This window comes from Pigmentiphaga sp. H8 (genome assembly GCF_003854895.1).
Taxonomy (GTDB): Bacteria; Pseudomonadota; Gammaproteobacteria; order Burkholderiales; family Burkholderiaceae_B; genus Pigmentiphaga.
The window spans coordinates 1465293-1479223 of record NZ_CP033966.1 but is presented as its reverse complement, the minus strand read 5'-3'; the positions used below and the strand labels follow the sequence as shown (position 1 = coordinate 1479223).

Below are 13931 nucleotides of genomic sequence, written 5' to 3'. Positions count from 1 at the left end.
TGATTCGATTTTGATATCCATGAAACTCAATCAGCTGCGGGACCTCGTGGCCATCGTCGAACATGGCGGGCTGCGCGCCGCCGCCCGCCGGCTCGGCGTGGCGCAGCCGCTGCTCACCCGCAGCGTGCGCGGCCTGGAAAAGGAACTGGGCACGCCGCTGTTCGAACGCCAGGCGCGCGGCATGGTCCTGACGCCGCTCGGGCGGCTGTTCCACGAACGCGCGCGCGGCATGGTCAACGAACTGCGCCGGGCGCGCGACGAACTGGCGCAGGCCCAGGGCTCGGGCGCCGGCACGGTCATCGCCGGCTTGTCCATCATGCCGCACATGGGCCTGCTGCCCCGCGCCCTGCCCGCCTTCCGGCGGCGCTATCCTCAGGTGTACCTGCAGCTCATCGAAGGCCTGTTCCCCGACCTCGAATCGCAGTTGCGCAGCGGCGCCATCGATTTCTACCTGGGCGCCGCGCCCGGCACCGTGCCGGCCGGTTTCATCGTCGAACCGCTGTTCTCCAATACCCGCGCCGTGGTCTGCCGCAAGGGACATCCGCTGGCGCGCTCGCGTTCGCTCAAGGCGCTGGCCGGCGCCGAGTGGGCCCTGCCCTCGACCGACTACGACAACCAGGACGACCTGGCGCGGCTGTTCCAGGAATACGGCCTGCCCGCGCCGCGCGTGGCGCTCCAGGCGCGCACCGCGCTGTCGATGATGGTGGCGCTGGCCAACAGCGACCTGCTCGCGCTGCTGCCGGTGCAATGGCGGGAATTCGACCTGACGCGCGATTCGCTGCAGGTGATCGCCGTGCGCGAAAACCTGCCCGCGCCCGACATCGTGCTGATCCGGCGCGCCGAGATGCCCATGACGCCGGCGGCCGAACACCTGTGCGATCTCATGCAGCGCAACGCCCCGTCCCTCCAGCCCACGCGGGGCCGCGCATGATACGCAGGCACATCGAAGCCCAGGTCCTGGGCCTGACCGGACTGGCGCTGGGCGGCATCGACTTCGAGCATCCGCGCGGCGATCCCGGCCTGTTCGGCCCTGACTCGGCCTGCTGGAAAGTGCACGGGGATTTCACCTCCATGCTGATCGGCGGCATTGCCGCGCTGCTCATGCAGATGCTGCATCCGCTCGCGCTGGCCGGCGTCTGGGACCACTCCAATTTCCGCCAGGACATGCTGGGCCGCCTGCGCCGGACCGGCCAGTTCATCTCGGGCACCACCTACGCCGCCACGGCCGATGCGGAGCGGCTGATCGCGCGCGTGCGCGGCATCCATGAACAGGTACGCGGCACGGCGCCCGACGGCCGCCCCTACGCGGCCGACGATCCCGACCTGCTGACCTGGGTCCACGTGGCCGAGGTCAGCAACTTCCTGGCCGCGCACCTGCGCCATCGCAATCCCGCGCTGTCCGGCGCCGAGCAGGACCGCTACTACGACGAGATCGCGCTGATCGCGCTGCGCCTGGGCGCGCGCGAGGTCCCACGCTCGCGCGCGGAAGTGGCGGCCTACCTGGCGCGCATGCGGCCGCAACTGGTGTGCGACGACCGCACCCGCGAAATCGCCCGCATCCTGCTGTCCCATCCTCCGGCCGTCAGCCCGCTGGCACGGCCGGTCAGCCGGTTCATGATGGAAGCCGGCACGGCCTTGCTCCCGGGCTGGGCCGCCGACATGCTGGAGTTGCGGCGCCCCGCCTGGCGGGTCCGTGCCGCCGGCATGGCGATCGGCGGCGTCGCGCCGGTGCTGCGCTGGGCCGTGCGCAACGGCTCGGCGCACCGAGCGAAGCGGCGCATGGGACTGCTGCCGCCATCCCCTGGCAGGCTTTGACGGCCAGCATGTGAATGTCTAACATATATTCCATATAGAAATTTGCTTATTTCTTGAAGAAATATATGATCTTCCGCCAGTTCTTCGAGCCCGACTCCAGCACCTACACCTACCTCCTGGCGTCCCGCCGCGGGGGCGAGGCGCTGATCATCGATCCGGTGAAAGAGCGCCTGGACCACTACCTGCAGGCCATACGCGAGCTGGACCTGCGCCTGGTCCACGCCATCGACACCCACACCCACGCCGACCACATCACCGCGCTGGGCGACCTGCGGGACGCCACCGCCTGCACCACCATCATGGGCGAACGCTCGCGCGCCGAATGCGTCTCGCGCCAGGTGCGCGACGGCGAATTGCTGCGCGTGGACGGCATCACGCTGCAGGCCCTGTATACCCCCGGGCACACCGACGAGTCCTTCAGCTTCGTGCTGGAACCGGCCGCGCCCCGGGCCGTCTTCACTGGCGACGTGCTGCTGATCCGCAGCACCGGCCGCACCGACTTCCAGGCCGGCGATGCCGGGCTGTCGTGGCACTCCATCGTCGACCGGCTGTTCGCGCTGCCCGACGACACCACGGTCTACCCGGCGCACGACTACAAGGGCTGGACCGCCTCCAGCATCGGCGAGGAAAAGCGGCACAACCCGCGCCTGGCCGGCAAGACGCAGGCCGAGTACGTCGAGATCATGCGCAACCTGAACCTGCCCAACCCGCGCCTGATGGACGTGGCCATACCGGCCAACCTGGCCTGCGGGCAGGCGCCCGGATCGCCGTAACGGCCTATCATGGGATCTCTGTCCACGGAATCCCATGAGCGCCCTTCTCGTCCGCCATGAACCCAACCACCGCGGCCGCGACATCGCGGTCGGGGACATCCATGGCCATTTCACGCGGCTGCGGGCCGACCTGGACCGCGCCGGCTTCGACCCCGCCGTCGACCGGCTCTTCAGCGTGGGCGACCTGGTCGACCGGGGGCCGGAATCCGAACAGGTGCTGGACTGGCTGGCCCTTCCCTGGTTCCATGCGGTGCGCGGCAATCACGAAGACATCGCGATACGCTACGCCAAGGGCAACCCCGTCGACCAGACCAGCTACATCGCCAACGGCGGAGCGTGGTTCGTCACGCTGCCCCTCGCTCGGCGCCGGGTCTATGCCGAGGCCTTCGCGCGCCTGCCGCTGGCCAGGGAGATCGAAACACCGGCAGGACGGGTGGGCATCGTGCACGCGGACAGCCCGGTGCGGGACTGGAGCCGGCTGACCTGGTCGCTGCGACTGTGGCGCGCGGCGCGGGACCGCGCGATGTGGTCGCGCGATCGGCTGCAAGGCGAGAATGCCAGCGGCGTTGCCGGGCTGCGCGCGCTGGTGGTGGGCCACACGCCCGTGGACGATCCGGTCGTGCTGGGCAACGTCCATCACATCGACACCGGAGGATGGATGCCGGACGGCCGCTTCACGCTGCTGGACCTCGCCACGCTGCAAGCCATCCCGCCCATGGGCTAGACTGGATCCTGCCGCACGCCGCCCGGCGCCAGGAGGGCATCCATGCCGTCGACCACTCCCCGCCCCATCCCCTTCGAGTCCTTCGCGCCAGGCCTCGCGCCGCAGACCGGCGAACGCTCGGCCATCACGGCGGACACCCGGCGGGCGGAACACGAGATGGTCGGGCGCCTGCTGGACGCGATCGAACCGCCGACCGACAACGGGCCGGTCATGGAGCTGGCGTGGCGGCTGGCCTCCACGCTGCGCGACCAGGCGGGGCTCCCGGCGACCGAAGGCCTGGCGCAGATGCTGCTGCAGGAGTTTTCCCTCTCGTCCGAGGAAGGCATCGCGCTGATGTGCCTGGCGGAATCGGTCCTGCGCATACCGGACACGGTCACCCGGGGCGCGCTGATCCGCGACAAGATCGGCAAGGGCCGATGGTCGGCCCACCTGGGACACAGCTCGTCGCTGTTCGTCAACGCCGCCGTCTGGGGCCTCCTGCTGACCGGCCGGCTGTATGCCGCGCACCAGGGATCGGGCCCGCAGGCGGCGCTGGCCGGCCTGATCGAGAAAGGCGGCGAGCCGCTGGTGCGCCGGGCCGTCGATGCCGCCATGCGCCTGCTGGGCGATCAGTTCGTCGCGGGCCGCACGATGGAACAGGCGCTGGACCGCTCGCGCGCGCAGGTGGCGCGCGGCTACACCCATTCCTACGACATGCTGGGCGAGGCGGCCATGACCGAGGCCGACGCCCTGCGCTATACCGCGGCCTACGACCAGGCGATCCAGCGCATCGGCGCCTCGTGCCGGGGCGGCACGCCCTACGAGGTTCCCGGCATCTCGATCAAGCTGTCCGCCCTGCATCCGCGCTACGTGCGAAGCCAGCGGGCACGGGTGCTAGGCGAACTCTATCCGCGCCTGCTGTCGCTCGCGCGCGCGGCGCGCGGCTACGGCATGGGCATCAACATCGACGCGGAAGAGGCCGCGCGCCTGGACCTGTCGCTGAACCTGCTCGAACGCCTGTGCGCGGAGCCGGACCTGGCGGGGTGGGACGGCCTGGGGTTCGTGGTGCAGGCCTACCAGAAGCGCAGCCTGCGGCTGATCGACCACCTGGCCGCCCTGGCCCGTCGCAGCGGCCACCGGCTCATGGTCCGCCTGGTCAAGGGCGCGTACTGGGACAGCGAGATCAAGCTCGCCCAGATCCAGGGCCTGCCGGACTACCCGGTCTATACGCGCAAGCCCCACACCGACATCGCCTATCTCGCCTGCGCGCGCAAGCTGCTGGCCGCGCCCGACGCGGTCTTTCCGCAGTTCGCGACCCACAATGCCCACACCCTGGCGGCCGTCTACCACCTGGCCGGCCCCGCGGACTTCCGACCCGGGCAATACGAGTTCCAGTGCCTGCATGGCATGGGCGAGCCGCTGTACGACCAGGTCGTGGGCACGGGCGGCCTGGACCGCCCCTGCCGCATCTACGCGCCGGTCGGCCCGCACGATACGCTGCTGGCCTATCTGGTGCGGCGCCTGCTCGAGAACGGCGCGAACACCTCGTTCGTCCATCGCGTGGCCGACCGCGGCCTGCCCCTGGAAGCGGTGATCGTGGACCCGGTCGCGGCCGCGCACGACATCGGCACGGGGGGCGGCCCGGTCGGCGCGCCCGACCCGCGCATCCCCCTGCCGCCCGACCTGTATGGCGCCGAGCGCGCCAATTCGCGCGGGCTGGACTGGTCCGACGAATCCTGCCTGCTGCGGCTGTCGCACCGGCTGGCGGGCGCCGCCGCGCGGACCTGGCTCGCCCGCCCCCTGCTGGATGACGAGGTGGCGTCCGGGGCGCGCCTGGACATCCGCAATCCGGCCCATCGCGGGGACCTGGTCGGCCAGGTACAGGAAGCCTCGCTGGCCGACCTCGAGTTCGCGCTCGCCCGCGCCGCCCATGCCACCCGCCTCTGGCGCGACACGGCGCCGGCCGAACGCGCGGCCGTCCTGCGCCGCGCCGCCGACGGCATGGAAGACGAACGCGAGGCGCTCGCGGCGCTGATGGTGCGCGAGGCAGGCAAGACCTTGCCCAACGCCTTCGGCGAAGTCCGCGAGACCGTCGATTTCCTGCGCTACTACGCCGCGCGCGCCACCGAGGGATTCGACGCCGCGCTGCACCGGCCGCTGGGCATCGTGGCCTGCATCAGCCCCTGGAATTTCCCGCTGTCCATCTTCACCGGCCAGGTGGCCGCCGCGCTGGCGGCCGGCAATACGGTCGTGGCCAAGCCGGCGGAGCAGACGCCGCTGATCGCCGCCGAGGCCGTGCGCATCCTGCGCGCCGCAGGGGTACCGCCGGGTGCGCTGCAAATGCTGCCGGGACGCGGCGAGTCCGTGGGCGCCGGCCTGGTCGCCGACGCGCGCGTGCAGGGCGTGCTGTTCACCGGCTCGGTGGCGGTGGCGCGGGACATGCGCCGCGTCCTGGCCGAGCGGCTGGGCGCCGACGGCCGGAGCATCCCGCTGATCGCCGAAACCGGCGGGCTGAACGCCATGATCGTCGATTCGTCGGCCCTGCCCGAACAGGTGGTCGCCGACGTGATGGAATCGGCGTTCGACAGCGCCGGCCAGCGATGCTCGGCCCTGCGCCTGCTATGCCTGCAGGAAGACATCGCCGACCGGATGCTGGCCATGCTGCGCGGCGCCATGGACGAATACCGCACCGGCCGGCCCGACTGCCTGGAGACCGATGCCGGGCCGGTCATAGACGAAGCCGCGCGGGACGACATCGAGCGGCACGTCGCCGCCATGCGCGACGCCGGCCATCCCGTATTCCGCGCGGGCCGCCTGGATCCGGACGAGTGCCGGCACGGCTGCTTCGTCGCCCCCACGCTGATCGAACTCGAACGGCCGGACCAGTTGCACCGGGAGGTGTTCGGACCGGTCCTGCACGTGGTGCGCTATGCGGGGCAGCATCTCGACCGCCTGCTGGATCAGGTGAACGCGCTGGGCTACGGGCTGACGCTGGGCCTGCATACCCGCATCGACGACACCGTCGCGCTGGTGCTGGACAGAGCGCGCGTGGGCAACATCTACGTGAACCGCAACATGATAGGCGCCGTCGTCGGCGTACAGCCCTTCGGCGGCGAAGGCCTGTCGGGCACCGGCCCCAAGGCGGGCGGGCCGCTCTATCTGCCGCGCCTGCTGTCGGCGGCGCCGCCGCCGGACATCGCGATACGCGCACTGGCCTCGCATCCGCCAGCCCCCGCGTGGCTGCAACCCCTCCGCCCCGCTCGGCCGCTGGCCATCCTGTGGGACTGGGCCCGGGAGCAGGGCATGGCGGAACTGGCCGACCGCTGCGCGGCCTACGCCGCGCGACTGCCCGAGACCGCCGCGGCCACCCTGCCCGGCCCCACCGGACAACTGGATGTCTACGCGCTGCGCCCGCGCGGCAGGGTGCTGTGCATCGCGGACGAAACCGCCGACCTGCTGGTCCAACTGGCCGCGGCGCTGGCCACGGGCAATGACGCCCTGTGGCAGGCCAGCCATCAGGCAGCCGCGCTGCACGCGTCGCTGCCGACGGACCTCGCCGCCCACGTAGCCGTGGCCGATCCCGCCGCCTCGCCGTTCGACGCGGTCCTCGTCCATGCCATGGGCAACCGGCTGAAATCCATCCTGCGGCAGCTTGCCCGCCGCGAGGGTCCGCTCGTGCCGGTGGTCGATCTCGCGCCGGGCGAGGCCGCCATCCCGCTCGAACGCCTGCTGGTCGAACGGTCGGTCAGCATCAACACCGCCGCGGCCGGCGGCAACGCCAGCCTGATGACGATGGGCTGAGCGGTCAGGCGCGCATGTAGGCCCAGCCCTCGGCCTGTCGGCGCGCGATGTGCAGCACCGCGGCCTCGACCACGGCGATGCCGTCCGGCGTCGTCAGCCCGTTGGCCGCCAGCGTGTTCGCGCAAAGGCGCAGATGGACATCGGTGGCGTCCGGCTGCCCCAGGGCGGCCGCGACGGCGCCGGCGTTGGCCACCAGTTCCACCTGGGCCTGGCCGTCGGCCTTGAGCAGGTTGGCGACGTTGCGCCGGCCCCGCTCCAGCGCGGCCGGCGTGGGCGCGTGGATGACGAGTTTGATGACGGCCATGATCAGTCCACCCCCAGTTGCGTCGACAGGTGCGTCACATAGCGGCCGAAGTCGGCATGGCCGCGATCGCGCGGCCTCGGCAAATCGATCACCAGGTTCTCGGCCACGTTCGCGGGCCGACCGCCCAGCACCACGACACGGTCGGCCAGGAACACCGCCTCGTCGATGTCGTGGGTGACGAACATGATCGCCGCGTGCGTGGCCTGCCAGATCCGCATCAGCTCGGCCTGCAAATGGCGGCGCGTCAATGCGTCCACCGCGCTGAAGGGCTCGTCCATCAACAGGATGTCAGGCTTGACCGCCAGCGCGCGCGCAATGCCGACGCGCTGCGCCTGGCCGCCGGACAACTGGTGCGGCCAACGGTCGGCGAACTCGGCCAGCCCCGTCATCCTCAGCGCCTCGTCCACCCGGCCGCGCTTCTCGCCGGCATCGATGTCCAGGGTCTCCAGGCCGTAGGCCACGTTGCCGGCCACGGTGCGCCAGGGCAGCAGCCGGCCGTCCTGGAACACCACGGCCCGCCGGCGGCGGCCCGCGCGCTGCGGCAGGCGGAAATGCATCTGCCCCGCGGACGGCGCGATCAGGCCGGCGGCGGTGCGCAGCAGCGTGGACTTGCCCACGCCCGAACCGCCGACCACGGCCAGGAACTCGCCCTTCGCGATGTCCAGGGACAGGTCCTGGATGACCGGGCCCGGCGCGCCCGGATGGGTGTATGAAAAACGATCGAATTCGATTACGGCCGCCACGACAGCACCTTTTTCTCCAGCCACGCGTAACCCAGGTCGCAGATGGCGTAGACCAGCGATATGGCCAGCATGTAGACGACGACCGCCTCGTAGGCGCCCACGCCGGCTGCGGCATTCATCTCCTGCCCCATGCCGGGCACGCCCAGCAGTTCGGCCGCGATCAGCGTCATCCACGCCTGGCCGATGCCGGTGCGCACGCCCGCCAGCGTGCCGGGCGCGATGGCCGGCAGCGTGATGCTGACGGCGCGCCGCCAGTAGCTGCCCTGCCCGAAGCTGCGCGCCAGCTCATAGAAGCGGGGATCGATGTTGCGGACCGCGCTATAGGTGGCGAAATAGTTCACCCAGAACACGCCGATGGCGATCACGAAGGCCGCCCCGGCATGGCTGACCTTGAACCAGGCGATGGCGAACACCACCCAGGCCAGCGGCGGAATGGGCCGCAGCACGCGGGCCAGGTAGGCCTGGAACAGATCGAAGCGCCGTATCGTGGCGGCGGCCAGGCCGACGGCGATGCCGAACGCGGTACCCAGCGCCAGGCCCCAGAAGTAATGAATGAGGCTGGAGCCGACGGCGGGCAGCAAACGGCCCGAGGTCCACTCCTGCGCCAGCGCGTCGGGCAGCGCGAACGGATCGGGCAGCGTGCCGGGATTGACCCAGCGGAACACGCCCGCCGCCTTCCACAGCAGCACGAAGACGACGATGCCCGCCACGCCATAGGCCGCGCGCACCGGCCATCCGGGATTCTTGACCATCATGGACGACGCGCGGGTCTATCGCTTGCCGGCGACGGCGTCATAGAAACGCGTGTCGAACAACTTCGTCACGTCCACGGCCGGACCTTCCAGCGTGCCGGTCTCGGACTGGAACTTCTGCAACACCAGCGTGGCCGGCACGATGGTGTTGGGGTCGGCCTCGAACTGGCCCTTGGAATTGCGGATCGACTTCTCGACCAGGTCCACCGGCAGGCGGCCGCCGCCCACGTATTTCTGCACCAGCGGCGCGGCCTTGGCCGGATCGGTATCCAACAGCCGGGTCGCCGCGACATGGGCGGCCACCAGCGACTTCACCAGTTCGGGCTTCTCGTTGATCAGCTTCTCGCGCACCAGCAGCACCGCGCCGGGCTGGCGCGGGAACAGGTCGGAACCGCGCGCGACGACGCGGGCCTTGGGCGCACGCGTCAGGACCGTGGTCACGGTGGGTTCGAGGATCACGGCGCCGTCCACCGCGCCGGTCAGCAGGGTCTGCTGCATCTGCGCCTCGCCCTGGTAGATCAGCTTGAAGGACGCGGGATCGACCTTGATGCGATTGCGCAGCCAGTATTGCAAGGCGGCTTCGGGCACCGCGCCCCGGGGATAGCTGGCGATGACGGGCTGGCGGCCCTTGTCCTTGGCGAAGCGGGAGAAGGCCGTGGCCGGATCGCCCGAGGCGAAATAGGGCGCGAGGTCGCCCATGGCGACGAAGCTGACCTGCTCGACGATGTTGGAGGCGACGACCTTGATGTCGGCGCCCTTGCCGCGCGCCACCAGGGCCGGGCCGATGCCGACGTAGGCGATGTCGAGCTGCCCCGCCAGCAGGGCCTGCACCAGCGCGGGCCCGCTCTGGAACTGGACCAGCTTGGGCGGACCGCCCTCGGCCGGCAGCGCCCCCTGCTCGCGCGCGATGAACAACTGCGCGTCGGGCAGGATGGGCAGATAGCCGATCTCCAGCGGCGCGGCGGCTGCCGTCTGGAGAGAGGCCGAGGCGAGGCCGAGCGCAAGCGCGGCGGATGCGAAGAAACGTTTCATGGTGTTCAGAACCTCGAGTGATATCGAGCAGGTTCTATATATTGTATTTAAATGTTTTTGCATCACTTAACAACTAAAAGAAATAAGCTTAAGCCCCTGCCGGCGTGGTATGTTGTGCTCATCACGCACCTTCTACATGCGGTCCCGCACCGCACAGGAGGAGGAAAGCCGGCCCGCTGCACCAGGCCGCGCCGACCGAAGGTATGAACGCGAAGGCTCGCACAGCGCATGCTCCTGCAGGCCCGCCCACCCGGGCCGCGCGACCATGTTTCGGGTCGCGCCGCCTCGCTGGTTCCTCCCCCCGTCCACCGCTTACCCCCTTCGCTGTTTCCCGGCCCGTCCATCCGACCGGGCCTTCAAGGCGCCATGCGGACGCCATCCGCCGCCCCGCGCGGCCGGCCGGCTCCGCGCTACCCCCTTGCGCGCCCAACCCTGGACTGCGAGTGCATCATGAGCGCACAACCCGTCGAGACCGTCCTGACCCTGGACGACAAATACACACGGCCGCGCGGCCGCGTCTACATGACCGGCACGCAGGCGCTGGTGCGCCTGATGCTGGCGCAGAAGCAGCGCGATGAAGCTGCCGGACTGAACACTGCGGGCTTCGTCTCGGGCTACCGGGGATCGCCACTCGGATCGGTGGACCTGGAGATGTGGAAGGCCGCCCGGCACCTGGAGGCCCACCGCATCAAGTTCGTGCCGGGACTGAACGAGGAACTGGCGGCCACCGCGGTCTGGGGTACGCAGATGGTCAGCCTGGACGCCCGCGCCACCACCGACGGCGTGTATGCGCTGTGGTACGGCAAGGGCCCCGGCGTGGACCGCTGCGGCGACGTCTTCAAGCACGGCAACATCGCCGGTTGTTCACGCCATGGCGGCGTGGTGCTGGTGGCCGGCGACGACCACGCCTGCAAGTCGTCCACCCTGCCCCACCAGAGCGAACACGCGTTCATCGCGGCCATGATCCCGGTCCTGAACCCGGCCGGCGTGCGCGAGCTGATCGAGTTCGGCCTGCACGGCTATGCGATGTCGCGCTATTCCGGATGCTGGGTGGGCCTGAAAGTCGTCAGCGACACGGTGGAGTCGTCCACCTCCATGGACATCGATCCCATGGCGGTGAACATCCGCGTGCCCGATACCTATCCCATTCCGGAAGGCGGCTTCCATATCCGCTGGCCGGACCCGCCGCTGGAGCAGGAAAACCGCCTGCAGCGCGAACGCCTGTACGCGCTGCTGGAATACGTGCGGCAGAACGGCCTGAACCGGCAGGACTGGCACGTGCCGCGTGCCAGGCTGGGCATCGTCACCACCGGCAAGAGCTACCTGGACGTGCGCGAGGCCCTGGCCATGATGGGCGTCGACGAGACGGCCGCCCGCGCCATGGGGCTGCGGCTGCTGAAAATAGGCGTGTCCTGGCCGCTGGAACCCGAGTGCATCTGCGAATTCGCCGAAGGCCTGGACGAGATCCTGGTGGTCGAGGAAAAACGCCAGATCATCGAATACCAGATCAAGGAACATCTCTACAACGCATCCATTTCCGCGCGGCCGCGCGTGGTCGGCAAGTACGACGAGACCGGCGAATGGGTGCACGTGCCGCACGACGGCATCCTCTTGTCGCCCAATGGCGAGCTGACGCCGGCCGCCATCGCCGGCGTGATCGCCTCGCGCATCGCCAAGGTGATCGGTAGCGACGCCCTGGACGCGCGCGCCTTGCCCTACCTTGCCGCGCGCAAGCCGCCCGAGGGCTACACCCGCGCGGCGCCCGGCGCCCCGCAACGCCTGCCCTACTTCTGTTCGGGCTGCCCCCACAACACGTCCACCAAGGTGCCCGAGGGCTCGCGCGCGGTGGCCGGCATAGGCTGCCACTACATGGCACAGTGGATGAACCGCCATACCGAGACCTTCACGCAGATGGGCGGCGAAGGCGCGACCTGGATAGGCCAGGCCTTCTTCACCGACACGCCCCACATCTTCGCCAACCTCGGCGACGGCACCTATACGCACTCCGGATCCCTGGCCATCCGCGCCGCCCTGGCGGCGGGCGTGAACATCACCTACAAGATCCTCGTCAACGACGCGGTCGCCATGACCGGTGGGCAGCCGGTCGAGGGCGCGCCCACGGTGCCGCAGATCCTGCAGCAGATGGTGGCCGAGGGCGTGCCCCACATCCACCTCGTGAGCGACGAGCCCGATGCGCTGCGCGAGCTTCCCGGGCTGCCTGCGGGCATAGCCATCAGCCACCGCGACCGCATGGACGACATCCAGCGCGAACTGCGCGAGCTACCCGGCGTGTCGGTCATCGTCTACGTGCAGACCTGCGCCGCCGAGAAACGCCGCCGCCGCAAACGCGGCAAGCTGGCCGACCCGGCCCGCCGCGTGCTCATCAACGAGGAAGTCTGCGAGGGATGCGGCGATTGCGGCGTGCAGTCGAACTGCGTGTCCATCCTGCCGCTGGAGACCCCGCTGGGCCGCAAGCGCACCATCGACCAGAGCTCGTGCAACAAGGATTTCTCGTGCGTGAAGGGGTTCTGCCCCAGCTTCGTCACGGTCGAAGGCGGCGCGCTGCGCAAGCCGGCGGCGCGGCAGGTGACGCCGCCACAGGATCTGCCGGCGCCGGTCCTGCCCGGCCTGGAGCAGGCCTGGAACATCGTCGTGACCGGCGTGGGCGGCACGGGCGTGGTCACGATAGGCGCGCTGATGGGCATCGCCGCCCACCTCGAAGGCAAGGGCGTCATCGTGCTGGACATGGCCGGACTGGCGCAGAAAGGCGGCGCGGTGATGTCGCACGTGCGGCTGGCCGCCACCCCCGCCGCCCTGCACGCCACCCGGGTTCCTTCCAGCCAGGCCGACGTCGTGCTGGGCTGCGACCTGATGGTGGCCTGCGGCCAGGATGCCATCGACATGATGGCGACGACGCGCACCCGCGCGGCGCTGAACCTGGACGTGTCGCCCACCGGCGCCTTCACCCAGGACCCCGACTGGCATGCCTCGCCCGAGGCCATGCTGCAACGCGTGCGCGAGGCGGCCTGGCAGACCGAGGCGGTGGACGCCACCGAGATCGCCACCGGCCTCCTGGGCGACGCGATCGCCACCAATGTCTTCATGCTGGGCTACGCGTGGCAGAAAGGCTGGATCCCCTTGCGCGAGGACTCGCTGATGCGGGCGATCGAACTGAACGCCGCGGCCGTGGAAATGAACAAGGCCGCGTTCGCCTGGGGCCGGCTGGCCGCGCTGGACCTGCCGGCGGCCAGCGTCGCCGCCGGGCTCAAGCGGCCCGGCACCGTGGTGATGATGCCGCCGCGCCCGTACTCGCTGGATGCGCTGCTGGCCGACCGCACGCAGCGGCTCGCCCGCTACCAGAACGCCGCCTATGCGGCCCGCTACGAGACCTTCGTGCGCGAGATCGCCGCCCTGGAAGAGGAACGGGTCGCCGGCAACCGGCTGGCGCGCACGGTCGCGGCCAGCCTCTACAAGCTCATGGCCTACAAGGACGAATACGAGGTTGCCCGGCTGTTCGTCGAGACCGGCTTCGCCGAGCGCGTCGCGCGCCAGTTCGAAGGCGACTACCGCCTGCGCTTCCACCTGGCGCCGCCGCTGTTCGCGCGCCGCGACGCTCACGGCCACCTGGTGAAGCAGGCCTACGGCCCATGGATGCTGACCGCCTACAAATGGCTGGCACGGGCCCGCGGGCTGCGCGGCACACCGTTCGATCCGTTCGGCTACCTGGCCGAGCGGCGCGCCGAACGCGCGGCGATCGGCGGCTACGAGGCGTTGATGCGCCGGATCGTCGCCACGCTTACCCCCGAACGCCTGCCCCTGGCGCTGGAACTGGCCAGGCTGCCCCAGGAAGTGCGCGGCTTCGGACACGTCAAGGAGGAAAACGCACGCCTCGCCCGCATCAAGCAGGAGCGCCTGCTGGCGCAGTACGCCGAGTCCCCTGGCTCGGCCTCGCCGCAGGACCGCCAGGCCCCTCACGCCGTGGCCTGACGTCTTTCTTTCCGCAGCAAG

Annotated in this window: 10 protein-coding genes; 6 read left to right on the top strand and 4 right to left on the bottom strand. The window is 70.2% G+C overall.

The window, feature by feature from the left end:
* The first annotated feature begins 19 nt into the window (after nt 1-19).
* The 5 genes from EGT29_RS06995 to putA all read left to right on the top strand — a co-directional run bounded on the left by EGT29_RS06995 (nt 20) and on the right by putA (nt 7092).
* On the top strand, nt 20-931 hold the full coding sequence (locus EGT29_RS06995) for a LysR substrate-binding domain-containing protein (protein ID WP_124688338.1): 912 nt from the start codon (nt 20-22) through the stop codon (nt 929-931).
* Entirely contained in the window at nt 928-1815 is an 888-nt protein-coding gene (locus EGT29_RS06990; protein WP_124688337.1) for an oxygenase MpaB family protein, read from the top strand. Before EGT29_RS06995 ends, EGT29_RS06990 begins: the two co-directional genes overlap by 4 nt.
* Nucleotides 1816-1880: 65 nt before the next feature.
* Nucleotides 1881-2588, top strand: a complete 708-nt coding sequence (locus tag EGT29_RS06985) for an MBL fold metallo-hydrolase (RefSeq protein ID WP_124688336.1) — start codon at nt 1881-1883, stop codon at nt 2586-2588.
* 34 nt (nt 2589-2622) lie between these two features.
* Nucleotides 2623-3312, top strand: coding sequence for a metallophosphoesterase (locus tag EGT29_RS06980; protein WP_124688335.1), 690 nt, complete (start codon nt 2623-2625; stop codon nt 3310-3312).
* A 42-nt stretch (nt 3313-3354) separates the two neighbouring features.
* Nucleotides 3355-7092 (top strand): trifunctional transcriptional regulator/proline dehydrogenase/L-glutamate gamma-semialdehyde dehydrogenase, encoded by a 3738-nt coding sequence (putA, locus tag EGT29_RS06975; RefSeq protein ID WP_124688334.1) that lies wholly within the window; start codon nt 3355-3357, stop codon nt 7090-7092.
* A gap of 4 nt (nt 7093-7096) precedes the next feature.
* Here the strand turns inward: putA and EGT29_RS06970 are convergent, their stop codons facing one another.
* Genes EGT29_RS06970 through EGT29_RS06955 form a run of 4 tightly spaced genes read right to left on the bottom strand, consistent with a single transcriptional unit; the run spans nt 7097 to nt 9923 of the window.
* A complete protein-coding gene (locus EGT29_RS06970; RefSeq protein WP_124688333.1) occupies nt 7097-7396 on the bottom strand; it encodes a hypothetical protein in 300 nt (99 codons plus the stop codon).
* 2 nt (nt 7397-7398) lie between these two features.
* Nucleotides 7399-8139, bottom strand: a complete 741-nt coding sequence (locus EGT29_RS06965; RefSeq protein WP_124688332.1) for an ABC transporter ATP-binding protein — start codon at nt 8137-8139, stop codon at nt 7399-7401.
* Complete coding sequence (locus EGT29_RS06960; protein WP_192901800.1) at nt 8127-8894, bottom strand: ABC transporter permease; 768 nt, start codon at nt 8892-8894, stop codon at nt 8127-8129. The genes EGT29_RS06965 and EGT29_RS06960 overlap by 13 nt, the downstream gene beginning before the upstream one ends.
* 15 nt (nt 8895-8909) lie before the next feature.
* Nucleotides 8910-9923 (bottom strand): ABC transporter substrate-binding protein, encoded by a 1014-nt coding sequence (locus EGT29_RS06955; protein ID WP_124688331.1) that lies wholly within the window; start codon nt 9921-9923, stop codon nt 8910-8912.
* A 450-nt stretch (nt 9924-10373) separates the two neighbouring features.
* On the opposite strand from EGT29_RS06955, the gene EGT29_RS06950 reads away from it, so the two are divergent.
* Complete coding sequence (locus EGT29_RS06950) at nt 10374-13910, top strand: indolepyruvate ferredoxin oxidoreductase family protein (protein ID WP_124688330.1); 3537 nt, start codon at nt 10374-10376, stop codon at nt 13908-13910.
* Nucleotides 13911-13931 lie beyond the last annotated feature (21 nt).